23 protein-coding genes are annotated in these 24,988 nt (G+C 64.2%); 11 read left to right on the top strand and 12 right to left on the bottom strand.

Translation table 11 applies throughout. The annotated features are described in order from the left end of the window. Positions 1 to 15: 15 nt before the first annotated feature. Complete coding sequence (gene xdhC, locus ACQKRQ_RS07900) at positions 16 to 582, top strand: xanthine dehydrogenase accessory protein XdhC (protein WP_408315457.1); 567 nt, start codon at positions 16 to 18, stop codon at positions 580 to 582. A 63-nt stretch (positions 583 to 645) separates the two neighbouring features. Here xdhC and ACQKRQ_RS07895 read toward each other — a convergent pair whose 3' ends face one another. The 3 genes from ACQKRQ_RS07895 to ACQKRQ_RS07885 form a co-directional block, all read right to left on the bottom strand. Next, positions 646 to 1,626 (bottom strand): LysR substrate-binding domain-containing protein, encoded by a 981-nt coding sequence (locus tag ACQKRQ_RS07895; protein ID WP_132375949.1) that lies wholly within the window; start codon positions 1,624 to 1,626, stop codon positions 646 to 648. Positions 1,627 to 1,878: 252 nt separating this feature from the next. Next, the gene (locus ACQKRQ_RS07890) at positions 1,879 to 2,529 is read right to left on the bottom strand and encodes a 2-hydroxychromene-2-carboxylate isomerase (RefSeq protein WP_132375948.1); all 651 of its coding nucleotides are present in this window, start codon (positions 2,527 to 2,529) and stop codon (positions 1,879 to 1,881) included. Positions 2,530 to 2,622: 93 nt separating this feature from the next. After that, positions 2,623 to 4,107 (bottom strand): TAXI family TRAP transporter solute-binding subunit, encoded by a 1,485-nt coding sequence (locus ACQKRQ_RS07885; RefSeq protein ID WP_427476256.1) that lies wholly within the window; start codon positions 4,105 to 4,107, stop codon positions 2,623 to 2,625. Positions 4,108 to 4,712: 605 nt separating this feature from the next. On the opposite strand from ACQKRQ_RS07885, the gene ACQKRQ_RS07880 reads away from it, so the two are divergent. From ACQKRQ_RS07880 to ACQKRQ_RS07870, 3 genes are read left to right on the top strand one after another with little or no spacing between them, the layout of a single operon-like run. Next, positions 4,713 to 5,066 (top strand): BON domain-containing protein, encoded by a 354-nt coding sequence (locus ACQKRQ_RS07880; RefSeq protein ID WP_132375946.1) that lies wholly within the window; start codon positions 4,713 to 4,715, stop codon positions 5,064 to 5,066. A 38-nt stretch (positions 5,067 to 5,104) separates the two neighbouring features. Next, positions 5,105 to 5,266, top strand: a complete 162-nt coding sequence (locus tag ACQKRQ_RS07875) for a hypothetical protein (protein ID WP_427476254.1) — start codon at positions 5,105 to 5,107, stop codon at positions 5,264 to 5,266. A gap of 47 nt (positions 5,267 to 5,313) precedes the next feature. After that, on the top strand, positions 5,314 to 5,562 hold the full coding sequence (locus tag ACQKRQ_RS07870) for a hypothetical protein (RefSeq protein WP_132375945.1): 249 nt from the start codon (positions 5,314 to 5,316) through the stop codon (positions 5,560 to 5,562). Between the two features lie 46 nt (positions 5,563 to 5,608). Here ACQKRQ_RS07870 and ACQKRQ_RS07865 read toward each other — a convergent pair whose 3' ends face one another. Together ACQKRQ_RS07865 and ACQKRQ_RS07860 are read right to left on the bottom strand one after the other, a co-directional pair. Further along, complete coding sequence (locus tag ACQKRQ_RS07865; RefSeq protein ID WP_132375944.1) at positions 5,609 to 6,397, bottom strand: sulfite exporter TauE/SafE family protein; 789 nt, start codon at positions 6,395 to 6,397, stop codon at positions 5,609 to 5,611. A gap of 118 nt (positions 6,398 to 6,515) precedes the next feature. Continuing rightward, the gene (locus ACQKRQ_RS07860; protein WP_427476252.1) at positions 6,516 to 7,460 is read right to left on the bottom strand and encodes a LysR substrate-binding domain-containing protein; all 945 of its coding nucleotides are present in this window, start codon (positions 7,458 to 7,460) and stop codon (positions 6,516 to 6,518) included. Positions 7,461 to 7,523: 63 nt separating this feature from the next. Between ACQKRQ_RS07860 and ACQKRQ_RS07855 the strand changes: the two genes are divergently transcribed. Then, complete coding sequence (locus tag ACQKRQ_RS07855) at positions 7,524 to 8,426, top strand: DMT family transporter (RefSeq protein WP_427476250.1); 903 nt, start codon at positions 7,524 to 7,526, stop codon at positions 8,424 to 8,426. Between the two features lie 82 nt (positions 8,427 to 8,508). Here ACQKRQ_RS07855 and ACQKRQ_RS07850 read toward each other — a convergent pair whose 3' ends face one another. Then, entirely contained in the window at positions 8,509 to 9,156 is a 648-nt protein-coding gene (locus tag ACQKRQ_RS07850) for a LysE family translocator (protein WP_132375941.1), read from the bottom strand. A 265-nt stretch (positions 9,157 to 9,421) separates the two neighbouring features. Between ACQKRQ_RS07850 and ACQKRQ_RS07845 the strand changes: the two genes are divergently transcribed. The 4 genes from ACQKRQ_RS07845 to ACQKRQ_RS07830 all read left to right on the top strand — a co-directional run bounded on the left by ACQKRQ_RS07845 (position 9,422) and on the right by ACQKRQ_RS07830 (position 14,326). Next, entirely contained in the window at positions 9,422 to 10,315 is an 894-nt protein-coding gene (locus tag ACQKRQ_RS07845; RefSeq protein WP_132375940.1) for a LysR family transcriptional regulator, read from the top strand. Positions 10,316 to 10,551: 236 nt separating this feature from the next. Beyond that, positions 10,552 to 11,529, top strand: a complete 978-nt coding sequence (locus tag ACQKRQ_RS07840; protein WP_427476248.1) for a hydroxymethylglutaryl-CoA lyase — start codon at positions 10,552 to 10,554, stop codon at positions 11,527 to 11,529. Then, complete coding sequence (locus tag ACQKRQ_RS07835; protein ID WP_427476246.1) at positions 11,526 to 12,755, top strand: CaiB/BaiF CoA transferase family protein; 1,230 nt, start codon at positions 11,526 to 11,528, stop codon at positions 12,753 to 12,755. Before ACQKRQ_RS07840 ends, ACQKRQ_RS07835 begins: the two co-directional genes overlap by 4 nt. An 86-nt stretch (positions 12,756 to 12,841) precedes the next feature. Continuing rightward, complete coding sequence (locus ACQKRQ_RS07830) at positions 12,842 to 14,326, top strand: MFS transporter (protein WP_132375937.1); 1,485 nt, start codon at positions 12,842 to 12,844, stop codon at positions 14,324 to 14,326. Between the two features lie 312 nt (positions 14,327 to 14,638). Here the strand turns inward: ACQKRQ_RS07830 and ACQKRQ_RS07825 are convergent, their stop codons facing one another. Both ACQKRQ_RS07825 and ACQKRQ_RS07820 read right to left on the bottom strand, forming a co-directional pair. Beyond that, positions 14,639 to 14,833: a hypothetical protein gene (locus tag ACQKRQ_RS07825; protein ID WP_427476244.1), complete on the bottom strand. Its 195-nt coding sequence runs from the start codon at positions 14,831 to 14,833 to the stop codon at positions 14,639 to 14,641. A 41-nt stretch (positions 14,834 to 14,874) separates the two neighbouring features. After that, positions 14,875 to 16,416: a hypothetical protein gene (locus ACQKRQ_RS07820; RefSeq protein WP_427476242.1), complete on the bottom strand. Its 1,542-nt coding sequence runs from the start codon at positions 16,414 to 16,416 to the stop codon at positions 14,875 to 14,877. On the opposite strand from ACQKRQ_RS07820, the gene ACQKRQ_RS07815 reads away from it, so the two are divergent. Together ACQKRQ_RS07815 and ACQKRQ_RS07810 are read left to right on the top strand one after the other, a co-directional pair. Beyond that, complete coding sequence (locus ACQKRQ_RS07815) at positions 16,385 to 16,834, top strand: hypothetical protein (protein ID WP_427476241.1); 450 nt, start codon at positions 16,385 to 16,387, stop codon at positions 16,832 to 16,834. The two genes, ACQKRQ_RS07820 and ACQKRQ_RS07815, sit on opposite strands and share 32 nt — an antisense overlap. 836 nt (positions 16,835 to 17,670) lie before the next feature. Next, positions 17,671 to 18,753, top strand: coding sequence for a glycosyltransferase family 4 protein (locus ACQKRQ_RS07810; protein WP_427476239.1), 1,083 nt, complete (start codon positions 17,671 to 17,673; stop codon positions 18,751 to 18,753). Positions 18,754 to 18,778: 25 nt separating this feature from the next. On the opposite strand, the gene ACQKRQ_RS07805 is transcribed toward ACQKRQ_RS07810, so the two are convergent. From ACQKRQ_RS07805 to ACQKRQ_RS07790, 4 genes are all read right to left on the bottom strand, one after another. Then, complete coding sequence (locus tag ACQKRQ_RS07805; RefSeq protein ID WP_427476237.1) at positions 18,779 to 21,169, bottom strand: PIG-L family deacetylase; 2,391 nt, start codon at positions 21,167 to 21,169, stop codon at positions 18,779 to 18,781. A gap of 131 nt (positions 21,170 to 21,300) precedes the next feature. After that, a complete protein-coding gene (locus ACQKRQ_RS07800) occupies positions 21,301 to 21,753 on the bottom strand; it encodes a GDP-mannose mannosyl hydrolase (RefSeq protein WP_132376976.1) in 453 nt (150 codons plus the stop codon). Positions 21,754 to 21,798: 45 nt separating this feature from the next. Then, a complete protein-coding gene (locus ACQKRQ_RS07795) occupies positions 21,799 to 21,948 on the bottom strand; it encodes a hypothetical protein (RefSeq protein ID WP_165923870.1) in 150 nt (49 codons plus the stop codon). A 113-nt stretch (positions 21,949 to 22,061) separates the two neighbouring features. Beyond that, complete coding sequence (locus ACQKRQ_RS07790) at positions 22,062 to 24,350, bottom strand: hypothetical protein (protein WP_427476235.1); 2,289 nt, start codon at positions 24,348 to 24,350, stop codon at positions 22,062 to 22,064. Between the last annotated feature and the right edge of the window lie 638 nt (positions 24,351 to 24,988).

The following is a 24,988-nucleotide window of genomic DNA, read 5'->3' as shown; positions in this document are numbered from 1 at the left end:
ACTGGAGTGATCGCCATGAACGATTTTTCATCCGTTCAGATCGGCCGACGCAGCGCCGTGCAGACGCCGCGTCCGGCGCCGATGCATATCGTGCTGTTCGGCGCGGGGCACGTCGGGCACGCGCTCATCAAGCTGCTCGGCAGCTTGCCGTGCGTCGTCCAGTGGGTCGACGAGCGCGACGAACTGTTCCCCGACGAAACGCCCGCCAACGTGCAGATCGAAGCGACCGACACGCCGGACGCGATCGTCGATACGGCGCCGCCCGGCGCGTACTTTCTCGTGATGACGCACAATCACGCGCTCGATTTCTCGCTCGCCGCACGCATCATGCGGCGGCGCGATTTCACCTACTTCGGCATGATCGGTTCAAAGACGAAGCGCGTGAAATTCGAGCGTCGTTTGCTCGATCGTGGCGTGGATCTGGACCGGCTGGTGGAGATGACGTGTCCGATCGGCGTAGCCGGTATCGTCGATAAGGCGCCTTCGGCGATCGCCGTGGCGGTGTGCGCGGAGTTGCTGCAGATTCGTACGCGGCAGGTCGTGGCGCAGCTCGCAACGCAGCAGCTCTGCGCGAGTGTCTGATAGCTAGAAGTCGATCAAGACGAAGGCGTTCAACCGCGGCCGATCGCACTGCAAACCCAAACGTCAGCCCATCGCGGCTGACGTTTCCTTTTTGGGCGCCCGTTTCGCGCGCCGCACCTTCTGCGCGACCAGCGTATCCGACACCTCGGACATCAGCGTACGCAGCCAGCCGACATCGCTCGGCCGGTCCGGCTGCGGATGCCACAACTGATAGCACTTGATGCGCGGAAACGGAATCGGCACATCGACCACCGCGAGCGGCAGCATGTCCGCGTAGTGCATCGCAAAGCGGCGCGTGGTCGTGAAGATCAGATCGGATTGCAGCAGCGTTTGCGGCACCAGTCCGAAGTAGGGCAGCGTGGCGACGATACGGCGCTCGGCGCGCGCCCGCGCGAAACCAATGTCGATGGCGCCGCTGCTCGCGCCGCTATACGCCGTCGGCGCCAGATGCGGCGCGGCGAGATACGCCTCGCGCGTCAACGGCATGCGCGTCAGCGGATGATCGGCGCGCATCATGCACACGACCGTGTCGGAGAACAGATCGCTGCGCTCGAAGCGCGGCTCGGGCTTCGGCCAGTTGCCGATCACCAGATCGAGTTCGCCGGCATCGAGCGCGGCCGAATGATCGAGCATCGGGCTCAACGAATCGATCTCAAGCCGCGCGTGCGGCGCCGCCTCGCGAAACTGCGCGATCACCGTCGGCATGAAGAAGTCGTTCAGATAATCCGGCGCGGCCACGCGAAACGTACGGCGCGAGCGGCCGGGATCGAAGTCGCCATGCGGTGTCGCGACGAAATCGACTTCGCGCAGCACGCGCTGCGCGGAAGCCAGCAGCGATTCGCCGTATTCGGTCGGCACCATGCCCGACTTGCCGCGCACGAGGATCGGGTCGTTCAGCGTCTCGCGCAGTTTGCGCAGCGCGGTGCTGATGGCAGGCTGGGTCTGATTCAGACGCAACGCGGTCTGCGTGACGCTGCGCTCGACCAGCAGCGTGCGCAGCACGCGCACGAGCCAGATATCGAGGGAGGCGGCGGTGTCGTCCATGATTTAAGCGAGGCGGGGCAAACGGATCATTCGATAAGGCGTCGTACGGAGCCGCCCGCGAGAGTCTCGTGAGAGCGCAGCGCCAACGCGCACGGCGCGAAGGTCATAACCTTAGGCCCGTTTGCGGTGTAGCGGCATAGCGGGCACGGTATGACCGGCATCAGCAAGGCTGTTTTGCCGCTATCGACCTGCAATCGACCCGCGCAAGCGCCATGCGGCGCGCGTTTTGCCCGCTTTACGCTTACGTATCGCCTACGGTTGAATGTCCGCAAGCCCCGACGGCAGCGAACTGATCCGTTTGACTTCTCTCGATTCGAGCCAGTTCGGCGTGCGCGCGCAATACAGCACCATGGGCAACGCGTCCTCACCCCAGAACAATTGATCGTTCAGAAAGAAGGTCGGCACGCCGTACACGCCGAGGCCGATCGCATCCGCCGTGTTGCGCTGCAATTGCGCCAGCACGGCTGCGCTTCTGATGATTTCCGGACCGTCGGGCATACCGACGCGGTCGCACAACTCGGCAAAGGCTTCGTCAGTGGACGGATCGCGGCCTTCACGCCAGATGAATCGGAAAATCTCGCGCACGAAGTTGATGTCGCCATTCGCCGCGGTGGCGAGCAGCAACGGCTTCATGGAATCGAACGGATGCGCCGGCGGCATCTTGTACGGAATGCCGAGTTGCTCCGCGCGAAACAGCGCGTGCCGGTACAGGAAGGTGCGTTTCGAGGGCACGCCGTAAGCCGGCCGCTGTCCCCAGTGACGATACAGATCATTCAGTACGACCGGCGTGAACACGAAGTCGAAGCCTGGCCATTTGTCGTGTTGCTCCAGCAACAGGTAGGTAAACGGCGAGACAAAGTCGTAGAACCACAGCGGTTGCCTGGCGTCGATGCCAACGGTCATAAATGTCTCCCGAATTGCCGGTTCCGCACGGCGCGTCTGCTGCACCGTCGGATTTGTAATGATCTTACGCGGTGCAGCCGCGGCTTGCACCCGTCAATATGGTTTCGCGTCGTGGTCGTCGCGCGTTTCGCCGATTTCAGCCGCTTCGTTCGCGGCGGGCGGCGTGGGTCCGGCGCCTGCTTCGTCCGATCCGTTCTCCGCGCCTTCCGCTTCGTTGGCGGCGTCGTCGCGCTGGGCGTCTCGGGCCTGCATGAGCCGCTGGCGCACGAAGCCGATATGCTCGCGCAGCACGTAGAACTGATCCGCATAGGCGAGCGGCATCTTCAGACCGTTGACCGATTCCTCGATCGCGTCGAGCCGCTCGATCAGCGACGCGCGCTCGGCGGGCGAATGGTCGCTGAGCGCGCTGCGTTCGATCGCGATCAGCGCGCCGTACCAGCGATAGATGCGCGATTTCACCCGCCACGCATACAGCGACGGCACCAGACGCAACGCCGGCACCAGCAACACGATCAGCGGCACCACGACCACCAGCAGGCGGTCAGCGAGACTCGCGAGCCAGAACGGCAGGATGCGGTAGAGGAAGCTCTTGCCGGACTTGTAGTAGCGCGCGGCGTCGTCGCTGACCGGGAAATCGTGGGCGAGCGGTGCGGGGAATTCGCCAGCGCGCTGCATGATGTTCGCCTTGCCGTGCACCTCGCGCGCGGCTTCGATCAGCAGGTCGGAAAGCGCGGGATGCAGCGAGTCGCGCGCCACCAGCTCGGCGGTCGGCGCCACCATATGAATCGGCGCGGACGGCAGGTTCTTGCCGAGGTCGAACGCGCCCATCGGCATTTCGAGTTGCGTCAGGTAGGGAAAGCGGCGCGTGTAGGCATCGGCTTGCGAAAAATCGTAGAACTGCACGTTCGGCGTGCGGTAGAGCTTGCCCATCACCGCGGGTTGCGCCGAATCGCCGGCGAGGAACGCCGCGTCGACCTTGCCGGAGACGAGTGCTTCGGCGGCGTCGTCGCCCGAAAGCGGCAGGAGTTTGGTTGCGCCGCCCGGCACGATGCCGTTCGCCTTGAGCAGCGCGAGCGCCAGTTCGCGCGTGCCGCTGCCTTCGGCGCCGACTGCGAGCCGCTGGCCCTTGAACTCGGAGAGCCGCGTGACGGTCGGCCCGTGATAGAAGATCGCGAGCGGCACATAGGCCACGCTGCCGAGCGACATCAGCCCGTCGGCCGCCGCGCCGGGCGCGACGCCGTCCTGCACGAAGGCGACATCGACGCCGGACTTCGGATCAGACAGCCGCTTGAGATTCTGCAGCGAGCCTTCCGACGACAGCACGTTCAGCGTGATGCGGTTGCGCGCCAGAATCGCCTTGTACTTTTGCGCTGCGGTCCAGAAGGTGCTGCCTTCGGGGCCGGCGCTGATGGTCAGCGTGCTGGGCGGCGCGGGCTGGATCAGCCGCACGGCGACCCAGATCCCGACGGCGGCGATCAGCAGGATCGGCCCGAACGAGACCGCGAGATCGCGCCAGGAGATCGCGACGAAACGGGCGACGAGACGGGGAGGGCTTTTGCGGCCGGAGGCTGGCTTCATCGGATGACGTGACGGGCTACGGTCGAAAGTGAACAGGAACGGCGCTCCGCCGCGCGCCAAGCGGTGCGAAGCACGCGCGGCTTGTGGCCAGGCTGCCGCGAAGGGCACGCAAGCCGCGCGGCAGCTTGCGTCGCGCCGATGGTACCTGAGATTCACCGCACGGCGGAACGCGCGGCGGCGGCCAGCGACGACAAACCCGTAACAAATCGTGAACGTGGCGTGACAGCCCGCGCGTCTGACGCGATTCGCATCTCCAGTGTGACTAAACCCGACTAAACCCTTTGCGCTTCTGGCCCGGCTAGATTAAATTGTGCATCGCTGCCGCGAACAGATGTTTGCGCGGCGCGACCCGGCACGACACACAAGAACCGGGCGCGTCGGCGGACTTCGCGGCTTGCCGGTTTCGTACCGCACTGCATGCCCGTCATCGGTCATCGCAGGCGGCAACGGCAACCGGCCTCTCTCGCCTCTCGCACATCGTGTTACAGCCCTAGTCGGCCGTTGCTCGGCCGCGCCTTGTCGTGCGCGCCCAGCATGGCTGCCGGTAGTCGTAACGAAGCCGCTTGTATATGCGGTCCAATGTGAAGCTAAGGAGAAGAAAAGCTATGAAATCGGTCGGTTTTCTGAAAACGCTGGGCTCGGTTGTGGCAATGGTGGTGGCGTGCAATGTGTACGCTCAGGCAAGCGACGCAACGGCAACCGGCACGACCGCCGCGCCGGCTGCCAGCGCCAAGTCGACCAAGAAGGCGAACAGCCAGCTGGGCCGCAAGGTGCGTAGCGCGCTGGCCAAGACACAAGGCGTCGATGTGTCGAACATCGCCGTGCGTGCTCGTGGCGGCGCGGTGACCCTCACGGGTTCGGTGCCTGACCAAGGCCAGATCGACGCTGCCGGCCAGGCGGCCAAGGGCGTCGCCGGCGTGACGTCGGTGTCGAATAAGCTGACCGTTGTGCAGCAGTAAGCAGGCTGCGACACCTGGCGCGGACGGCTCACGTCGTCATGCGCCATCGTGATGCAGGCGTGCACCAGGGTTCCGGCAAAAAACCGGAGCCTTTTTTTATTTATTTGGCGATTATTGAAGCGGCGATGATGGGGCTCAGCCGTTTCGAATGGGACGGCGGCGCGGCCACGGTCCGTCTGTGCGCTGTGACACACTGCTGACGCGTTGCAAAGCGTACTGTGATGCGTAAGGAACCGGAGTCAACGTCATGGACACCTCGCTTTTGCGCTATACCGATCTGCCCATCGGCGATCGGGCGGCTTTCGAACTGGTGTGCGCGCGGCACGGTTTTGCACCGGTCCATTTCGACATCAGTGCCTGCGCGGATCCGAGCGATGAAGCGCACGAGCGCCTCGTCACCGTGCGGCGCGGCGGCTGGGCGCAGTCCTATCACGATCGTCACGGTCAATGGATCCGGCAGTTCGAGGCCGATCTGACCTGCCGGTTCTTCAAGTAGCCGCTGGACGTTCGCGCCGCCGTGCGTCGATATCCTTAGGGCGGTTTCAGGCCAGCACGAGGCGTACGCCGACCAGTGTGAGCGTGGCGGCGAGCAGGTTGCGCAGCAGCGCGTCCGGCGCGCGCGAGGACAGATAGCTGCCGATCGCGATGCCCGGCAGCGATCCCACCAGCAACGACAGCAGCATCGACCAGTCGATCGAGCCCAGCAGCCAATGGCCGGCGCCCGCCAGCAGGGTGAGCGGCACCGCGTGCGCGATGTCCGATCCGACAATGCGCGTGGTCGGTAAAAGCGGATACAGCAGCAACAGCACCGTCACGCCGATCGCGCCCGCCCCGACCGAAGTCAGCGACACCAGCACGCCGAGCACCGCGCCGGTCAGCATGGTCAGCGCGAGCGTGCGTCCCTGACGCGGCGTGCGCTGTTTGCGCGCGCCGAGCGCCGCGAGTTGCGGACGAAACACCAGCGCCACCGCCGTCACCAGCAACGCCGCGCCGAGCACGACCTGGATCAGCCGGCTCGCGCCCGGCGTGTCCATGCCATAACGATGCAGCAGGATCAGCGTGATCGTGGCGGCCGGCACGCTGCCGGCGGCGAGGCGCAGGGTGATCTGCCAGTCGACGGAGCCCTTCAGGCCGTGCACGAGCGTGCCGGTGGCCTTGGTGGCCGCCGCGTACAGCAGGTCGGTGCCGACCGCGGTGGCCGGATGCACATTGAACAGCAGGACCAGGATCGGCGTCATCAGCGAGCCGCCGCCGACGCCCGTCAGTCCGACCAGAAAGCCGACGAACAGGCCGGAGACGGAGTACAGCAGATCGATGTGGGGAAGTGCCATTGAGCGGACCGCTGGCGGTCGGGTGGGTTGGACGGGTTAGAGGCGGCAAGGCCGGCGCGCCGGCCTTCGACAGTCGATGGAGGGCGGCGCAAAGGCCGCCGCGGCGCGGCGAAAGCCGCTATTGTCGCAAAACTGCCGCGTTTGCGTATGAAGCGGTGCGCTGCGCGGCCTGCATACGATCGATCAGCGCGAGGACTTCGGGCCGGTTTTCGCCTTTCGCATGCACGAAGTAGTAGGTCAGCGGCGAGGCGACTTCATGGCGGCTCACGCGTACGAGGCCGCTGCGCTGCAGATAGGCGTCGGCGAGCGGCACGCGTGCCAGCGCCACGCCGAGTCCCGCTTCCGCGGCGGCCAGCACCAGCGTGTAGTCTTCGAAGCGCCGGTCCTGCGCGCGAGGCTTCAATGGTATGTCCAGCGCATCGAACCATGCGCGCCAGCCTGTCACGTCCGAGTCGTGCAGCAGCGGCACGTCGAGCAGCGCCGCGTCGCCGCGCTTATGCCGCTGCTTCGCCAGTTGCGCGGCCAGTGCGGGATGCGCCACCGGATACAGCTTCTCCGGCAGGAACGGCTTGACCTCCAGATGACGCCAGTTGCCGCGCCCGTAGCGAATGGCCAGATCCGCGTCGCCGCTGACGATGTCCGCGTTGCGGTGATCGATGTCGAGTTGAATGCGCAGCGCCGGCGCCTCGCTTTCGAACGTCGCCTGGCGCTCGAAGAACCACAGCTTGGCGAACGCGGGCACCACGCTCAGCTTGACCAGTTGCGGGCTGCGCGGCGAACGCCACTGGTCCGCAGCGCTGTCGATAATGCCGAAAGCCTGCTCGATCCGCCCAACAAAACGCTGCCCGTCCGGTGTCAGCCGCACGCCGCGGGCATGGCGTTCGAACAATGTCATGCCGAGCCAGTTTTCTACCGCCGCGACTCGCCGGCTGATCGCGCCGTGCGTGAGTCCGGCGGCTTCCGCAGCGGCGAGGAACGAGCCTTCGCGGGCCACGTGGCAGACGGTTTCGAGGCTGGCGAGCGGCGGCCGCGCGGACGCGGCGTGTGGCGAGGTGTGAGCCATATTCACATCACGGTGTTCATTTGTGTTCTAGCTTAGCAGCTCATACCGAGGCACGATCGCGGCATGAACACACTCACTTCGCCTCGTCCCTCGCGCTTTGCGCGTCAGCCGCTGTTGGCGGCAGGTGCGGTCGCTTTCACGATTGTGTCGTGGGCATCCGCTTTTCCATTCATTCGGATCGGCTTGCAGGGCTTGCCGCCTTTGCAACTGGCGTCCGCGCGATTCGCTACTGCGGCGCTGCTGGTGCTCGCGTGGCTCGCCTACCGGCGCCCGCGTCTGCCGACATGGCCCGATGGCCTGCGCTTCGCGTTGTGCGGTTTTCTCGGCATCGCGCTCTACAACGCGCTGCTCAATACCGGTGAAAAGACCGTGGCCGCGGGCGCGGCGAGTTTCATCGTCAATACGCTGCCGATTTTTACTGCGCTGCTGGCGGCCGTCGTACTCGGCGAGCGTTTCAACCGCTGGGGATGGCTCGGGTCGCTGATAAGCCTGGCGGGTATCGCCGTGATTGCGCGCGGCCAGCCGGGCGGCCTGACGCTCGGCGCGGGCAGCACTCTGATTCTCGGCGCCGCGCTGTGTTCCGCGAGTTACTTCGTGCTGCAGCGGCGTCTGATTCCGGTCTACGGCGCGCTGACCTGCACCGCCTACACATTAATGGCCGGCGCGCTGCTGCTGACGCCCTGGTTGCCGGGCGCGGTGCATTCGCTCGACGGTGCGCCGCGCGGGACGCTGCAGGCGGTGCTGGTGCTCGGCGTGTTTCCCGCGACGCTCGGTTATGCGACGTGGACCTTCGCGCTCGGCCATTTCGGCGCGGCGCGCGCGGCCAATTTTCTCTATCTGACGCCGGCCGTGGCGACAGTCTTGTCCGCGCTGCTGACCGGAGAACGCCCGGGGCTCGCGACGCTATGCGGTGGTTTGCTGGCGATCTGCGGTGTGGTGCTCGTGGCGTTGCGCGGGCGCTCGTGAGGCAGAGGCTGAGGCCTCAGCTCAACCGTAGCCGCCGACCCAGCCGCAGCGCTAATACGTGGTGCTGTGCGCGGACGCTTGCTCAAAGCGCCCGGCGAATTTCCACGACGCCGAACGCCGCCAGCGTGAACCCGACGATCCGGTCGATGGCAACGCGCAGTTTGCTGCCGATCGCATGACGCGCGAGCGACACCACCGTCACGAGGAAACACCACCACGCGATCGAGCCGCAAAATACGCCGCCAACCGTGGTCAGCGCGATGCTCGATGAAAACGCGCCGCGCGGGGCGAGCGTCGTGAACAGTGCCGCGAACATGATGACCGTTTGCGGATTGGTCAGCGTGAGCAGCAATGAACTCGCATAGGCGCGCAGCGCACCGGCGCGGCCCACTTGCGCGAGCTTGCCGTTGCCGTTGCTGTCGCCGTTCGACGCGTCGGCGGGTGCTTTCTGCAGTAGCGTGCGCACGCCCAGATACAACAGGAACAATCCGGCGAGCAGATGCAAGGGCCGGTCGTACGCGAGCATGAACTGCGAGATGCTGACGAGGCCGAGTGCCGCGATCAGACCGTAAGCGGCGTCGCCGGTTGCGATGCCGAAACCGATGGCTAGCCCGGCACGCGGACCGCCGGTCAGCGTGCGGCGGATGCACAGCATGCCCATCGGGCCGACCGGCGCGGCAATCGCGAGGCCGACGCCTGCGGCGGTGAGGAAGAGACTGGTGGTGGACATGGCTATCTCTGGTTCTGGTCGATTGTTCTGGTTCGTGCCGCGATTCGCGTGCTGCGCACAGGCTCGCGGCCGGCAAGGCCCTCAGCATAGCCAGACCGGAAAAGCCGGGCAAGTGCGGGAATGATCGCGGGTTAAAGCAGCTCAATCAGCCCAAGCAACGCAAGCAAGCCAAGCAACCTCCGCGGTGGATACCCTGAGATGGTCTCGGCCGCCGTCATCGTCGGGCATAATTTTCCCACTTCAGACCTTGGGAGCACGCCCGCTCATGTGGCAGATCGATCAGGTGACCTTGCGCTTGTTCATTGCCGTCTGCGAGGAAGGCACGATCGCGCGCGCGGCCGAACGCGAGTTCATCGCGCCGTCGGCGGTCAGCAAACGGCTGGCGGACCTCGAGGCGCTGGTCGATGTCGCGTTGCTCTCGCGCAGCCAGCGCGGCGTGCGCGCGACCGCCGCCGGCGAGGCGCTGCTGCGGCATGCGCGGCTCATCATGCGCGGCCACGAACGCCTGCAAGCCGAACTCAGTGAATACGCGGCCGGCGCGCGCGGCCATGTGCGGGTGCTGGCAAACGTGTCGTCGATGGTGGAGTTTCTGCCCGAGGCGCTCTCGGCGTTTCTAAAGGCGAACCCGCGAATTCGCGTGGACGTCGAAGAGCGCGTGAGCGCGGAGATCGTTCGAGGGCTGGAAGAAGGCGTCGCCGATCTCGGCATTTGCCGCGATGTCGTGCCGATGGGCAGTCTCGACGCGCTGCCCTATCGCGCCGATCATCTCGCGCTGATCGTGCCGCGCGACCATCCGCTCGCGGGCGAGGGCGCGGTCAGCTTCGAGCAGACGCTGGCGTTCGACCACCTCGGACTCTCGTCGAACGCCTCGGTGAATGCACTGATGCAGCGCATCGCGGTAGAGAAGGGCCGTGAACTCAACTATCGCACCTACGTATCGACGTTCGACGCCGCCTATCGTTTCATCCAGGCCGGCCTCGCCGTCGCGATCCTGCCGCGCGAAGCGCTGCCGCGTCACGCCGCCGACGAATACGGCATCATGGCCGTGCCCTTGAGCGAAGCCTGGGCCGAACGGCGCTTCGTGATTTGCATGCGCGACCGTCAGGCGCTCACGCTCGCGGCGTCACATCTGCTCGATCATCTGCTGAACGCGGGCTGAGCGTCTGAGCTGAAACCCGGCCGCGATCTGCCTGCTCTCCTCCCTCTGAAAAGCCCTTAAGGGTTTCCCCTTTGCGACGGCTCACGCCCGTCCGGCCTGCCTGAGCCGCCATCGCGAGCGGCGATGGAGTACGTCGCCAACGCAGACTTTGCCGCGCGTCGATGCGCGGGCACGCTGTCACTCAGTTGCTTCATTCCCCTCATTCTCCGCCGCATTCAAGACCGGGATTCAAGACCATGAGTGACACCCAGGAGCGCGTCGTCGTGACCGAAGTCGGTATGCGAGACGGTCTGCAAAGCATCGCCCGCACGATGCCCACCGCGTTCAAACGGCGCTGGATCGACGCCGCGTATGCTGCCGGCGTGCGCCATATGGAAGTCGCGTCCTTCGTGCCGGCGAAGCTGCTGCCGCAGATGGCCGACGCCGACGAAGTCATCGCCCACGCGCTCACCTACGACGATCTGGTCGTCACGGCGCTGGTGCCGAATCTGAAGGGCGCGCAACGAGCGCTCGAATGCGGCGTGCATCGGGTCGTCGCGCCGATTTCGGTGAGCGCTGCGCATAGCCTCGCGAACGTGCGCAAGACGCCGGTGGAAATGATCGATGCGTTCGCGGCGATGCGCGAGTTGATCGACAGCGCGTCGAAAGCGGGCGCGCGGCGCGTCGAACTGATCGCCGGGTTATCGACGGTGTTCGGCTGCACGCTGCAAGGCGCGGTGCCGTACGCGGATATCGCCGCGATCGCCGGCGCCGCGGTGCAAGCAGGCGCCGATGTGATCGCACTCGGCGACACCACCGGCGAAGCGACGCCGCGCCAGGTCGGCGAGATCATCGAACTGGTGCGCAACGTCGCGGGCGGCAGGCTGCGCTCGCTGCATTTCCACGACACACGTGGCCTCGGTCTCGCCAACACACTGGTCGCGCTGCAACACGGCATCCGCGAATTCGACGCGTCGCTGGCCGGACTCGGCGGCTGTCCGCATGCGCCGGGCGCGACCGGCAACGTCAACACCGAAGACCTCGTGTTCATGCTCGACAGCATGGGCTACACGACCGGCATCGACCTCGACCTTCTGCTCGCGTCGCGCGCCGTGCTCGCCGACGCTTTGCCCGGCGAACCGCTGTACGGCTATCTGGCGCGCGCCGGCTTGCCGAAGCAGTTCAGCGCCGCCCGTCAAACTTTCGAATCCTTCGACTCGCAGGTACTGCAATGAATCCGCTTTCCTCTACTTCCACTTCTTTGCCGCAGCCAGGCGCGCTGCCGCTCGCGGGCATTCGTGTGATCGAGTTGTCGCATATGGTGATGGGCCCGACCTGCGGGATGATTCTCGGCGATCTCGGCGCCGAAGTGATCAAGGTCGAACCGCCGCGCGGCGACGGTACGCGCCGTTTGCTCGGCACCGGCGCGGGTTTTTTCCGCACCTTCAATCGCAACAAGAAGAGCGTGGCGCTCGACCTCGATAGCGAAGCGGGACTGGCCGCGCTGCACAAGCTGGTCGATACCGCGGACGTGTTCGTCGAAAACTTCAAACCGGGCCGCATGGCGAGCCTCGGTCTCGACTACGCGACGTTGCGCGAACGCAATCCGAAGCTCATCTACGTCTCGCACAAGGGCTTCCTGAACGGTCCGTACGAACATCGTCTCGCGCTCGACGAAGTCGTGCAGATGATGGCCGGCCTCGCCTACATGACCGGGCCGGTGGGCCGTCCGCTGCGCGCGGGCAGTTCGGTCAACGACATCATGGGCGGCATGTTCGGCGCGATCGGCGTGCTCGCCGCCTTGCACGAACGGCATGCGAGCGGACGCGGCAAGGAAGTGCAGAGCGCGCTGTTCGAGAACTGCGTGCTGCTGTCCGCGCAGCACATGCAGCAGTTCGCCGCGACCGGCGTGCCCGCGGCGCCGATGCCCGAGCGCATCAGCGCATGGGCAGTGTACGACGTGTTCACGCTCGCCAACAACGAGCAGATGTTCATCGCCGCGACCGGCGACGGACAGTGGCGCGCGCTGTGCGCGATTCTCGGCCGCGCGGATCTGCTGGCCGACCCGCGCCTCACCAGCAACAACGATCGCGTGCTGGCGCGCGAATGGCTGTTGAAGACACTCGGCGAAACGCTGAGCCAGTTCGAAGGCGCGGCGCTCGCGCCCCAGTTCGAGCGCGACCACATTCCGTTCGCGTCGATCACGAAACCCGAAGAGCTGTTCGACGATCCGCATCTGAACCAGAGCGGTGGTCTTGCTCGACTCACGCTCGATGACGGCAGCGAAACCGGCATGCCTTTACTGCCGATTTCACTGGATGGCGCGCGTCTGCAGCCACGTCAACCGATCGCGAAGATCGGCGAGCACACCGCACAAGTGCTGCGCGATCTGGGCTACGACGAGGCGCAGATCGTGGCGCTGGGCGGCGGGTCGAAGCAGGCGCCGCAGGAAGCCGCGTGAGGCCGTTGCAGGAGCGCGGCGTTCGATGCATGGAACGCAATCAAATCAATCTCATCCGGCGCAAGACCGGATAAAGGAGACAGACGATGAAGTCGTCGAATCATGCGGTGTATGCAACAGCGGTCGGCGATGCCGGCGCGCTCGGCGGTTTGCCCTCTGGCGCGGGTGCGTCGGCGGACGGCCGCGCGGACGAAATCGCGCTCGATGGCGCGCGTATTTCCGCGCGGCTCGACCGCCTGCCGGCCACGCGTTCGATCTGGAAGCTGGTGATGCTGCTGAGCCTCGGGCTCTTCTTCGAACTCTACGACCTGATGTTCTCCGGCTACATCGCGCCGGGACTCGTGCGCAGCGGCATTCTCACCGCGACCACGCACGGTCTGTTCGGCACCAGCGGCGTGGCGAGTTTCATCGCGGCGTTGTTCGCGGGCCTGTTCATCGGCACGGCGGCGTGCGGCTTTCTCGCCGACCGTTTTGGCCGGCGCGCGATCTTCACGTGGTCGCTGCTCTGGTACACGGCGGCCAATATCATCATGGCGTTCCAGGACACGGCGCTCGGGCTCAACCTGTGGCGCTTCATTGCGGGGATCGGCATTGGCGTGGAGATCGTCACGATCGGCACGTACATTTCCGAACTCGTGCCGAAGCATGTGCGCGGACGCGCGTCGGCGTGTTCACAGGCGGTGGGATTTTGCGCGGTGCCGATCGTCGCGTTTCTCTCGTATCTGCTGGTGCCGCATCGCTACTTCGGCCTGGATGGCTGGCGTCTGGTCGTGCTGACCGGCGTGGTCGGCGCGATCGTGGTGTGGTGGATCCGCCTGCGTTTGCCGGAGAGCCCGCGCTGGCTCGCGCAGAAAGGCCGCATCGACGAAGCGGACGCGATCATGACGCGGCTCGAAGCACGCGTGGCGCGCGAATACGGACGGCCGTTGCCGGAGCCGGCCTCGCCCGAACCGGTGCGCGCACGGGCGGCGTTTCGAGATCTGCTGGTGCCGCCGTATCGCAAGCGCACGCTGATGCTGATCATCTTTCACGTGTTCCAGACAATGGGCTATTACGGCTTCGCAAACTGGATTCCGACCTTGCTGATCAAGCAGGGCATTACGGTGACGACGAGTCTGATGTACGCGAGCATCATCGCGATTGCCGCACCGCTCGGGCCGTTGCTGGGATTGCTGATCGCCGACCGCTTCGAGCGCAAGACAGTGATTATCTGCATGGCGGCGGTCAACGTGGTGTGCGGGCTGGCGTTCAGCCAGGCGCGCGAGACGGTGTTGCTGGTGAGCCTGGGCGTGTGTCTCGTGCTAGCGGGAAATATTATTTCGTATAGCTACCACGCGTATCAGGCCGAGTTGTTTCCGACTAGCATTCGGGCGCGGGCCGTGGGATTCGTTTATTCGTGGAGCCGGATTTCGGCGATGTTCTCCGCGTTCGTAATCGCGGGATGTTTGAGCCGCTTCGGCGTGGACGGCGTGTTCGTGTTTATCTCCGGGGCGATGGCGGTAGTGATGCTGGCCATCGGGACGCTTGGGCCGAAGACGCGGGACGTGGCGTTGGAGGATATTTCGAAGTAGTTTGTCGACGAGGATGCCCGCCTGTGTGGGGCGGGCTTGCTCGCTTTAGTGCTTCTTCTGGGTCGCTGACACGCTCGGTGCTATGCGAATCGGCGGCGCGCCTGATGGCGAAGTGGCGGGTTGAGGTTTCTTCGCCTGTTTCGGTTTCTTGACTTCGCGGTTACTGCGCATTTGACCTTTTGCCATGATGGACTCCCAAATTGGCGGTTTTTGCTCCGCAGGGGAGCAATAAGGTAGTGTGCGCCTGTTTTGTGCTTTAGGTTGGGGTTTCTGGTTTTTAAGGCGCTTGCCTGGCTGTGGTCCGGGCGAAGCTCACATCAGGCCCGGCAGTTTGGCCGGCGCACAAGTCATGCAGGAAATCTGACCGGTTTTTTCAAGCGCGATGAAAGCAATCGCCAGCGCCACGAGAACATCGTGACTCGATCTCGACGCCGAACATGCCTTGCCTGTTTCGAGCGTCCAAAAAAATAACGTCAGCCGGCCCACGAGCCGGCTGACGTTTTTCATGTCCGCCGCGTACCCGAATTCGGGTCCATCAAACGCGCAACTTACATGGCGACGTATCCCACCGGCGTCGTCGCGTTGGCCTTGGCGACCGACGCATTGTTCGACACCACATACACCGGCGATTCGGTCAGGTTGAGCGTCAGCACACCGTTGCTGTAATTCGCATTGGTCGCGTTGCCCATCATGTCGACCACCTTCACGGTGCCGCTCGTGCCTGGCGCATCGACGTTGAGGCTGTACGAGACGCTATAGGTCGAGCTAAAGCCCGTGCTCGCGCTCCACACGTTGTTGTTGTGCGCCCACAAAGCGGTGACCACCGCGCCGTTGCCCACCTGCTGGAACGCGTAGGCGTACACGCCGGTCGGCGTGCCGTTCACCGGACCGAGCGTCGTGGTGCCGTCGAGCGTGTGCGTCATCGCGCTGATTGCCATGGCAACCGGCTTCGGGCTTATGTTGGACGCGCCGAACGCACCTTGCGGATCGCTCAGGTCGAAGAAGGTGCCGTAGCCGACTTCATCCGGATAGTCCGCGCCGTAGAACACGTAGGTCTGATCTGCGCCTTCGCCGAGCGTGATGATGTGCATGCGCGCCGCGACCGCCGCTTGTGCGTACAGCACGTTCGCGGTCGGATAGTTCGGGCCGTACGAGCTGCCGAGGTCGTAGCTGATGCCCGCTTCCGTCGAGAACAGATGCATGCCGGTGCGATAGTCGGTGGCCATCTCCGTGCGCAGGTTGCGCATCTGGCCGCGCAACGAACCATCCGCGGTGGACGGGTCGCTGTCGTAACGCTCAGGCGGATGCGACGGCGAGGTGCCCGCGTCGTAGTAACCGTGCGTGGCGACCGCGTCGATGTATTGGCCGAAGCCGAGCGGCGCGAGGCGTTTCAGGTGCGTCGTGGTCAGGCTCGGGAAAGCATCGGCCGGGCCCATCACCATCGCGTGCGGATCGGTTGAATGAATGCCCTGGTAGACCGCTTTGTACAACGCGACGAAGTTGGCGTCGGTATCGGTCCACATCTGGTTCGGTTCCCACGTCACCTGATAGTAGTTCGCCGACTGGGTCGGGAAGTACGCGGCGCGAATCGCGTTCGATTCCGTGCCGACACGGCTCATATAGCTCTGGTAATACGAAATATCGGTCGGCAGCGTCGTGTCGTCCTGGAAGGCGCCGGTGCTGCTCGCCCAGGCGGGAATGCCGTCGAGGCGGATCAGGCGCATCACGTTGCCGCTCTTGTAGAACGAATCGAGATTGCTGGTCGACGGGTTGAAGGTGTTCGGTCCGTTCGGTTCCATGGTGGAGAGCTGGCGGTCGTCGATCGTCGACGAAATGCCCAGCGCGGCAAGCAGCGGACCGTTGTCGTTCGCGCCCTGCATGCCGAAGCGATGCTGTTCCTGGCGCGCATAGGTGACGGCCGGAACGACGCCGGACAGGTTCGGCGTCACGCCGAAGCTCGCGATGCCGACCGGACGCGTGCCGGCTTGCGGCAACTGGCCGCCGTTCTTGGCGAGCGTGCCCGTCGCCGCAAAATAACCGGCGAGCGTCGAGGTGCAATTGAACGTGATGGTCTTCGCGCCGCTCGGCACGGCGGTGCTGCCGCTCGCGGCGACGCGGCCGAGCGTGTCGGTGACGGCCCAGTTCAGCGTGTCCGCGCTCGGCGCGTTGGTGTTGAAGGCGAGCTGGAAGGTACTGCCGGCCGCGAAGATGCGCGTGCCGTCGGCGCTGGGCGTATCGGCGGAGATCGTCGCGCTGCCCGAGCCGGCCGACGTGGAGGGCGAGGCGCAGCTCATGGCCGCGGTGCCGCCCGTGGCGTTCAGCGCAGTGGTGCCGGTGCTGGGGTTGTTAGCGGCAGACGTGCTGGCCGAACTGTTCGAACTGCTGCTGTTGCTGTTGGACTGGCTTGCCGCGGTGCCGGTGGTGCTGCCGCCGCCACCGCCGCCGCATGCGGCGAGTGCAAGGGAGAGTGTCGAGAGTGCGAGTAGGTGCGATTTCATCAATCTGTAAGCAATGCGTTAGCTGATGCTTCGTCCGTGTCCTCGCGCAAAGCGCGTCGGGAGGTGGAGCGAACATCGGGGTTCATTTGCAAGCCAGCCGATGACCGAGGCTTCGACACTGGCGTCCTGTGTGCGCGGCTTTGCGGCTGCGCGAAGGTGATGCCTTCCCGGGATGTCGGCCCCGAACGCATTTCTCTGCAGAGAAACTCATGTCATACGAAACCGAACCGCCGACAGAAGCGGATTTGGCGGAATCGGACGACCGGGGAAGGTACGACGAAAACGGCCAGCGAGTTGAGGAACAGCGCGATTCAGATCGCAGTACATGAATTCACGGCGCGAGCCGATGAATTTTTTACTGTCCTGTAAGCTAGAAAAGCTCAATTTGGGAAGAATCGACCGCAACAATACGCATTAGTGTGTTTAAAAGAAGTAACGAGTCGTTACGTATGAACATTAATGCAGTACTAATTGCTTTGATCACACTAAAAGATCCGTCAGGCGAAACCAGTATTTTTTCGCCATAACGAATTGGGGTCGCAATAATTTGAAACGGATGCCTAACTATCTGGCTCGGCTAATCGACTGAGAAATGGGCGCTAGCGCTCATTGACCCGCCGAAAAGCTCTTGGGGTTGGCGTAAAAGTGCTGGGCCTTGGGTGTAACGTTTCCTCGCGACATGGACTTCGCAGCGGAACTGTCGCTGTTTTACTGAGCCATTGACGCGCTCCGCGAAAGGGAACGCGCGATACACGATGATGGATGCCGACGTTATTTGGGGTCTGCAATAACGGGGGCGGCATCCCTCCGCTGCGCAAAAAAGGCGGTTATCCAGAGAGATAAATCGTGAGGATTCTTCAACTGGTTCATGCACCGCGCTTGTCCGGAGCAGAAGTACTCGTAAAAGGATTGGCCATTCATCATCAGCGCGGTGGCCATGAAGTCTGCATGACGTCGCTGCTCCCAGAGCAGGACGATTTCGCCGCCATTCACGCAGAACTTCAGGCGGCGGGCGTCACGTGTCTGTTTCCCGAGGTTCGCTACGGCAGGGTGGGAAAGCTGTTGCACCTGTATCGCGTGGTACGGCGGTTCCGGCCCGACTTCATCGTGGCTCACGCCACGCTTGCCGCGCTGTATGTGCGCCTCCTGCCGGTCCACACGCCAATTGCGTGGGTGATGCATTCCGGCGTCAACGACTTCGAGAACGGCGCGCTCAAGCGGGCCGAACGCCTCCTCTCGCGACGGGCGAGAGCGATCATCGGCGTGTCGCAGCAGAATATCGACGACTACCTTCGTGAGATTGGCCGGCATCCGTCCATGGTCGTGATTCCGAATGGCGTGGACGCGCAATTGTTCGCGCAAGCCAACGACGCCGTCGCGCCGGATATCGGCATGCACCCCAAGCAGATCGTCCAGCTCGGCCGCTATATCGAAGGCAAGAGCCAATTGGACACGATCCGCGCGTTCGAGCGCGTGCTGCAATCGGAGCCGGAAGCGCATCTGCTGTTCTGCGGCGTTGTCGAAGATCTCGACTATCACAGGGCGGTGCTGTCGCTCGTTCGTCAGCTCGGCCTGGAAAGCAAGGTGACGGTGAGTGGGCCGCGTTCCGACGTCGCCGCGATTCTGCGCGCCTCGCGTGTCTTCGCGATGCCGTCGCGTTTCGAAGCGCAGAGCATTGGTTTTCTCGAGGCGCTTGCGTCGGGTATTCCAGTCGTGGCGAGCCGGATTCCCTCGTTCGGTTTTGCGAGCGCTTTCGCCGGCGTCAACCTGGTCGATACGACCGACCCGGAAGCCTACGGCCGCGCGCTGCTGCACGCGCTCGACACGCCGCGCGCGAACCGGCAACTGGCCGGCTACACGCTGCACGACACCGCGGATCGTTACATGACGATCGCGCGCAAGTTCGTTCAGCTACAGGTTTCGGCCTGACGTCTATCGGACCGGCCGGTCCGCGCTACTGCGCGAGCCGGTCGATTCGCACTGTCTCCGAGAAAAGCCCCGGCAGTTTGCCGAGTTCCTGAGCTTCGCCCAGTGTCAGGCCGTTTCCGGAAGGATAGCGCGTGAGCGCGGGGGCGCCGCCGGTGAAATAGAAATCGCCGAGAGTCGCGTCCGTCCGTCGAAACAGCACGAGTGCGGCACCCTGTCTGTCGCGCACGAATTGCGGAAACACATCCGACCACGTCATGCCGTGCAATATCGCCGCCTGGGCCGGCGCGCTCGCCGCGCCGCTCAGGTCGAGGGTGGCGACGTCGACCATCGCTTCTTCGCTCGACTCGTCGAGATGCGGGCTCAGCAGAATCAGCGTGTTGCTGTCGCGGCCATGCACGGCGCCCATTGTCACCTTCACGAAGTCGGGGGCGAAACTTGCCGGCAAGACGTTGCGCTCGCCGACGCTCATGCGCGAGCCTTCGTTGGTGATGGGCGTGAGTGCGAGGCGGCCGTTCGCGCCGTCGACCGCGAGCAGCGAGGCGCGCGCGCCCGCCGTTTCGCGCACCAGCAGATTGACGTTCTGCGGCAGGTTTTTGGCCTGCGCCCAGAGCGCCGGCGCCGCTCCCGTTGAGACGCCCGATCCTTGCGAAGACGCGATCCACAGATCGAGCCCGCTGTCGGGCCGCTTCTGCGCGATCAGCACGCTGGCCCGTCCCGTTCCCGTGAAGTCCGCCGCCACATATTGCTGCGTCAGTTCCGGCTTGAACGTATTGCTGGTCTGCAGCCAGAGGCGCGGCGCCTCGAACCGGTCGCCGGCACTGCGGAGCAACCAGAATGCGGTCCCGCCCTGACGCGCCGCGACGATCATCAGATCCGCCTTGCCGTCGCCGTCGAAATCGCCGAGCAGGAAGCGCACGCTGTCGAAGCACAGTTTGTCGCCGGCACAGCTCGGTGCGGTAGCCAGAGGATCGAATGGGACGGCGCCCGCATACCAGAGCGCGGGCGGCGACGCTTTCGCGAGCGACGCGGCATACACGTCGAATCCCGGCCCGTCGTGTTGCCGCTGAACGTACACGGCGGACTGCTCGCCCGAGCCGGCGATGTCGCCGACCATCGCCGTGGCGAGCCTCAGGTCGTTCGCCTGGGTACGTTGCGTGGTGGCCCAACGGTAGCGGGTGGTGAGCGCGGTGCAGCCGCGCATGGTCAGCTTGCCATCGTTTTCGCCGAGGCAATGCCGCATCGGTGTATAGACGAGGCCGAAGTCCCACGGCGTCCAGCGCTGCGCCAGGTCCCATTGATCGCAAGTCTCGGCGACCAGATAGCCGTCGCGTTCGGCGATGCATTGCGACGTCGCGACGCTCACGAGCGCGGCGTTGCGCGTATTGCCGGGATACACGGTCAGCGGGTCCCATCGCCAATGCTGCGTGGACGAGTCCGTGCACGCGGCGAGTGTCGGCGCGCGGCCCGGACCCGCGGAGGTCAGGCAGCGGCTCGCCGCCGCATTGAAGAGCTGAATCGGATGAGACACGAAATCGGGCACGCGGCGATCGGAGCGATCGGCAAACGCATAGCGGCGCGAAATCCAGTTGCCGTCCCATTGAAACTCGCCGAATACATGCGACGACTCACTGCCGTCGATCGAAAAATAGCTGGCGACGATGTCGCGCTTACGCTGCACTTCGGCGGCGGGAAGATTGCCGGGCCAGACGCCGGTCGGATAGGTGACGTGATAGACGATCGGCACGCCTTTGCCGAGCGTCTGCGCGACGTGGCGGGTAATGCGCGCGGAATAGATGTGATCGGGATGCTCGATAAACGGAACGGTGTCCGGATTGAGCGTGTAGATCAGCGTCGCTTGCGCGAGTATCACTTTCAACGTGGCCGACAACGCGTCGCGATCGTATTTCACGCGCACGGAGCCGTCCGCGTTCATCGGATAAGTGGAGATCGTGGAGTGCTGCTCCCACAGCAGGCCGAGCGGCACGCGGCCGCCGCGCACGGCGCCGCCGGGCAGGCGCAATTCGAGCAGGCGCACCTGCGGCCGGGCCTTCAGCACCATTTGATGCACGAGCTTGCCGGCAATCGTCACGTTGGATTCGAGCCACTCGTCAGGCACGCCTGCCATGCGCGCATAGGCGAGCCGCGAGGCCCGCTCGCGCGTTTGAACATAAGCGAAGTCGCCGCCGTTGGCGCCGCCGATCAGATGCACCGTGGTGATACACCAGCCCGCGTCGAGACGCTCGCTGATGGCTGGGTCCACGAAGAGCAGATCGTCGTCGAGGTGCGCGACCACAGTGACCAGCGTGCCGGCGCCGCAATCGACCGCGCGCGCCGTGCCTGGCAGAAAGGTGAGGAAGAAGACCGCGAGTAAAGCAGTGAAAGAATCGCGAACGAGCCTGATTGCCGGTAATCGCATAGTGATTCGAGCTCTGACGGTGAGCTCGCATCATACTGTAGCGACCGTGGCCGGCACGTTACCGAACTCACAGTCAGCGCCAGATTGCGATGCGGCGCGGGTTCAGGCCCGCGTGACGGCTTGCTCCCGTATCAGCGGAAATAGGCCTTGGTGTTTTCGTGGACGTCCGCGCGCGCGAGCAGTTCCGAAGGCGCAAGCCACACATATTCGCTGTGCTGCTCGGGCCGTCCGAGCGGCGCGGTGCCCGTGAGCGTCAGCGAATAGGCGAGCACGATGTAATGCGTCGACACGTCCGGCTCGCCCGCGAAGTTGTCGCTGTAGTGATGTTCGAACACGCCTTCGAAGCGTGCCGTCGAGCGCGCCAGTTGCGCGATGCCCAACTCGGCGTCGGCGATGCGCGTGAACGCGGCGTCGAGTGTTTCGTCTTTATGAATGCGGCCACCGGGAACGAACCATGTGCCACGGGCAGGGCGGTTGCGGCGTCGGCCGATCAGCACGCGCCCTTGAGCATCGCTGACGATCAGATCGAATGCGACCAGGGGCGTGAGGCGGACCACGTCCAGGAAATCGATCTCGGTCAGCAGCATGTCATCTCCCCCGCTTCTCGCGCCGGTTGAGCGCCAGGTCAGCTAGTAGTCACGATGGTGATCATCGTCCCGCGTGAGCCGGCTTGAAACGCTCGTCAGAAGAAGCGCGAGCACAATCGCGCCGATCGTCGCGAAGAGAAACGCGCCGATCATCGCGGCCAGTATCAGCATCATCCATGCAAGGCCGCTCATGTTTCGGCTCCAGCGTGTTGATAGGCATGCTAACGTGCCTCCGCCTGCATACTATGTGCGCCAAGGGCCACAGAACCTGTCACATCACGCCGAACTATCGTCACATCGCGCCGCTAATGCGCCATGTAACCTTCGGGCGTGGCGACTGCGTTCCTGAAGGCTTCGGCGTTGCCGGAGACGACATAGACCGGCGCGGGCGAGAGTTTCAGGCTAGCCATTCCGTCGCGGTACGGCACGCTCGTCGCGTTGCCCATCATGTCGAACGCCGTCACTTCGCCGGTCGTGCCGGGCGCGTCGACCCGCAGCCGAAAGTCCACGCTGCGGCTCGCGTCGAAGCCGCTTTTGGCGTTCCACTTGTCGTTGTCATGCGTCCATAACGCGGTCACGATCTTGCCGCCGCCGAGCCGGCGGAACGCGTAGGCGTAGACGCCTTGGGGCAGATCCTTGAGCGGGCCGAGCGTGTCGGTGCCGTCGATGATTCGCGTCATCGCCGCCACCGCGAGCGCCGCGGGTTTCGGGCTGATGCGGGAAGGACCGTAGGCGCCTTTCGGATGATCGAGCTCGAAGAAAATGCCGTAGCCCGGCGCGGCGTCCGGCATATCCGCCAGATAGAACACGTAGGTCATGTCGGCGCCTTCGCCGAGCAAAATCAGATGCGTGCGCGCCGTCACGGCAGCCTGTGCATACAGCACGTTCGCGCCCGGATAGTTCTTGCCATACGACTGCCCGATGTCGTAGCTGATGCCGGTTTCAGTCACGAAGAGCGGCGCGCCGGGCTTCAGGTAAAGACGCATTTCGTGGCGCAGCGCCCGCATCGCGGCGGGCAACGCGCCTGGCACCGTGCCCTGATTGCCGGAATCCGCGACGCGCTCGGGCGGATGCGAGGGCGTCGTGCCGATGTCGTAGTAACCGTGAATCGTCATGCCGTCCATATAGCGGCCGATGCCAAGCGGACCGAGCTTGCGCATCCACGTGACGTTACCTTGCACCGACGAATAGGTCAGACCCATTACCACCGCATGCGGATCCGTCTGATGGATGCCCTCCCAGACCGCCTTGTACATGGCGATGAAATTCGCGTCCGTGTCGCGCCACGGCAGACCGCCGTCGGCGTCCGGTTCCCACGTCACCTGATAGTAGTTGTCGCGCTGTTTGGGAAAGTAAGTCATGCGAACGCGATTCGACTCGGCGCCCACCTTGGCCATGTAGTCTTTCATCTGCGCGAGCGAGGTCGGCGCATAGCTGTGGGTCTCCTTGTTCGTCGGACTTGCCCACTGCGGGATGCCGTCGAGCTGGATCAGCCGCAGCAGGTCGCCGCGCCGGAAGAAGGGCGTGAGCTGTTTGCTCGCGGGGTCGAACGTGCCGGTTTTTTTCGGCTCCTCCATATACCAGTTGCGATTGTCGTTGACCCACGTGAGACCGAGAGCGGTATAGACCGGCCGATAGCCGTCGCCGTCGCAGCAGTGCTGTCCCGGCGCAAGATAAGCGGCCCCCTGTCCGCCGAACCGATGCAGATCTTCATACGGAAAACGCACGACGGGTAGCGCAGCGGACGGATCCGGCAGCACGCCGAACGTGACGATGCCCGCGGGACGCGTGCCGCGCGATTCGAACTGCCCGTGTCCGCGTTCCAGCGATGCGGACACCGCGAAGTAGCCCGCCACGCTCGACGCGCAGCTCAACGTGGACAGCGTCGCACCAACTGCAACGGGAAAGCGTCCGCTGGCACGCACGGCATTCCATGTGTCGCGTATCTGCCAGTTGAGCGTGTCGGCTTGCGCTGGGCGCGTGGCGAAAACCAGCGCGAACGGTTTGTTCATGGCGAAGAGACGCGTGCCGTCGCTGGGCGTGTCGGCTTCGAGCAGATCGCCGCTCGCGGCCGTGGGGACCTGCGACGAAGGCGCTGAGCAACGCAGCCCTTGTCCCGGCGGCGCCTTCAGGTCCGTGGGTGTGGCGGATTGCATTGCCGCATTCGGCGTTGCGTCCTGCTTCGCGACAGACGCGGTTGCATTATTCGCCACCGTTGGCGCCATCGCGCAACGCTTCTCCACGCCCGGTGCAGGATCGCCGAATACGCCGTTGTTGCACTCCGCGCTATTCGAGAACGTTTTGACGACGTGCTGTTGTGCAGTGCCATACAGCACGTCGCGCGTGCCGTTGAAACGGCAGGTGCCGTATTCCGCTGCACACGGCGTCCACTTTCTGCCGTCCGCGGTGAATTCGCCATTGCCCCCACCATTTGCCTGCGGCGCAGCATCGGCCGCAGCGCATCGACCGGCCGCGAGGCCGAGCAGGACGACGGCAGCCACCGAGGCGGCAATGCCGCTCCTCAGCCCTCGACTGCCGCCGGAAAAGCCGTCGACGCGCTTTCGCGGCGCGCGCTGTTCGCGTACATTCGACATGTGTTCCCCGTGTCGTTCGCTGTCCTTCCAAAGGCAACAGACGCGTCGCCGAACTACTAGTTCACCAGGTCAAAGCCGCCTCGACCCACCTCTCGAAGCAATGTGTTGCGGAAACCGCATAGTGTATTTCCGCAAACCGCTGGCGGAAATAGCCCGGTTGCCACTCGACACATTCCGCCACTGGCCCGTCTATTGCCGTGCCGCCTAAAGTGGTCTTATTCCCGTGTTTCACGTTTGAAACATTAATCGTCACGTTTATATCCGTGAGATCCAATAACAACCAACTAAATAATTTTGTCGCACTCTCAAGTGCTTATATTGGATGTTCGTTTTACTTATTGCCATCCCCGCGGATATATCGTCAGAAGAAACCCAAGTAGGCAAGGGGCGCGGCGGGCGCTGGAATAGCGAAGCAGGTTGCGCTCATTCTGGCGTCCCCATGGAAAAAAGTCACTTCAAATCGGCATGGCGATGGATGGATCAAATTGTAACTGCGCCGTTTTCGAGTAGTCGTGGTGTGTGCGGTGGCGTACGAAATGGCGCTTTTATTTGCATTAACATTCGCAGAATGCCAATTCATTCCTATGTGGAATCGGCAATTAATTCGTTGAAAAGACGGCGGTAGTGGGGGTGTTCCG

This window comes from Paraburkholderia sp. NPDC080076, assembly GCF_050281145.1.
Lineage (GTDB): Bacteria > Pseudomonadota > Gammaproteobacteria > Burkholderiales > Burkholderiaceae > Paraburkholderia.
Note: the sequence above shows the minus strand (reverse complement) of the source record. Positions and strands in the feature narration are given on the sequence as shown.

Coding starts and splice junctions, on each gene's coding strand:
- ACQKRQ_RS07835 (WP_427476246.1), top strand. CDS start 11,526: ATGAATCCGCTTTCCTCTACTTCCACTTCTTTGCCGCAGCCAGGCGCG.
- ACQKRQ_RS07870 (WP_132375945.1), top strand. CDS start 5,314: ATGGACACCTCGCTTTTGCGCTATACCGATCTGCCCATCGGCGATCGG.
- ACQKRQ_RS07880 (WP_132375946.1), top strand. CDS start 4,713: ATGAAATCGGTCGGTTTTCTGAAAACGCTGGGCTCGGTTGTGGCAATG.
- ACQKRQ_RS07855 (WP_427476250.1), top strand. CDS start 7,524: ATGAACACACTCACTTCGCCTCGTCCCTCGCGCTTTGCGCGTCAGCCG.
- ACQKRQ_RS07805 (WP_427476237.1), bottom strand. CDS start 21,169: ATGCGATTACCGGCAATCAGGCTCGTTCGCGATTCTTTCACTGCTTTA.
- ACQKRQ_RS07845 (WP_132375940.1), top strand. CDS start 9,422: ATGTGGCAGATCGATCAGGTGACCTTGCGCTTGTTCATTGCCGTCTGC.
- ACQKRQ_RS07790 (WP_427476235.1), bottom strand. CDS start 24,350: ATGTCGAATGTACGCGAACAGCGCGCGCCGCGAAAGCGCGTCGACGGC.
- ACQKRQ_RS07875 (WP_427476254.1), top strand. CDS start 5,105: ATGCGCCATCGTGATGCAGGCGTGCACCAGGGTTCCGGCAAAAAACCG.
- ACQKRQ_RS07830 (WP_132375937.1), top strand. CDS start 12,842: ATGAAGTCGTCGAATCATGCGGTGTATGCAACAGCGGTCGGCGATGCC.
- ACQKRQ_RS07795 (WP_165923870.1), bottom strand. CDS start 21,948: ATGAGCGGCCTTGCATGGATGATGCTGATACTGGCCGCGATGATCGGC.
- ACQKRQ_RS07890 (WP_132375948.1), bottom strand. CDS start 2,529: ATGACCGTTGGCATCGACGCCAGGCAACCGCTGTGGTTCTACGACTTT.
- ACQKRQ_RS07885 (WP_427476256.1), bottom strand. CDS start 4,107: ATGAAGCCAGCCTCCGGCCGCAAAAGCCCTCCCCGTCTCGTCGCCCGT.
- ACQKRQ_RS07825 (WP_427476244.1), bottom strand. CDS start 14,833: ATGAAAAACGTCAGCCGGCTCGTGGGCCGGCTGACGTTATTTTTTTGG.
- ACQKRQ_RS07840 (WP_427476248.1), top strand. CDS start 10,552: ATGAGTGACACCCAGGAGCGCGTCGTCGTGACCGAAGTCGGTATGCGA.
- ACQKRQ_RS07865 (WP_132375944.1), bottom strand. CDS start 6,397: ATGGCACTTCCCCACATCGATCTGCTGTACTCCGTCTCCGGCCTGTTC.
- xdhC (WP_408315457.1), top strand. CDS start 16: ATGAACGATTTTTCATCCGTTCAGATCGGCCGACGCAGCGCCGTGCAG.
- ACQKRQ_RS07895 (WP_132375949.1), bottom strand. CDS start 1,626: ATGGACGACACCGCCGCCTCCCTCGATATCTGGCTCGTGCGCGTGCTG.
- ACQKRQ_RS07850 (WP_132375941.1), bottom strand. CDS start 9,156: ATGTCCACCACCAGTCTCTTCCTCACCGCCGCAGGCGTCGGCCTCGCG.
- ACQKRQ_RS07860 (WP_427476252.1), bottom strand. CDS start 7,460: ATGGCTCACACCTCGCCACACGCCGCGTCCGCGCGGCCGCCGCTCGCC.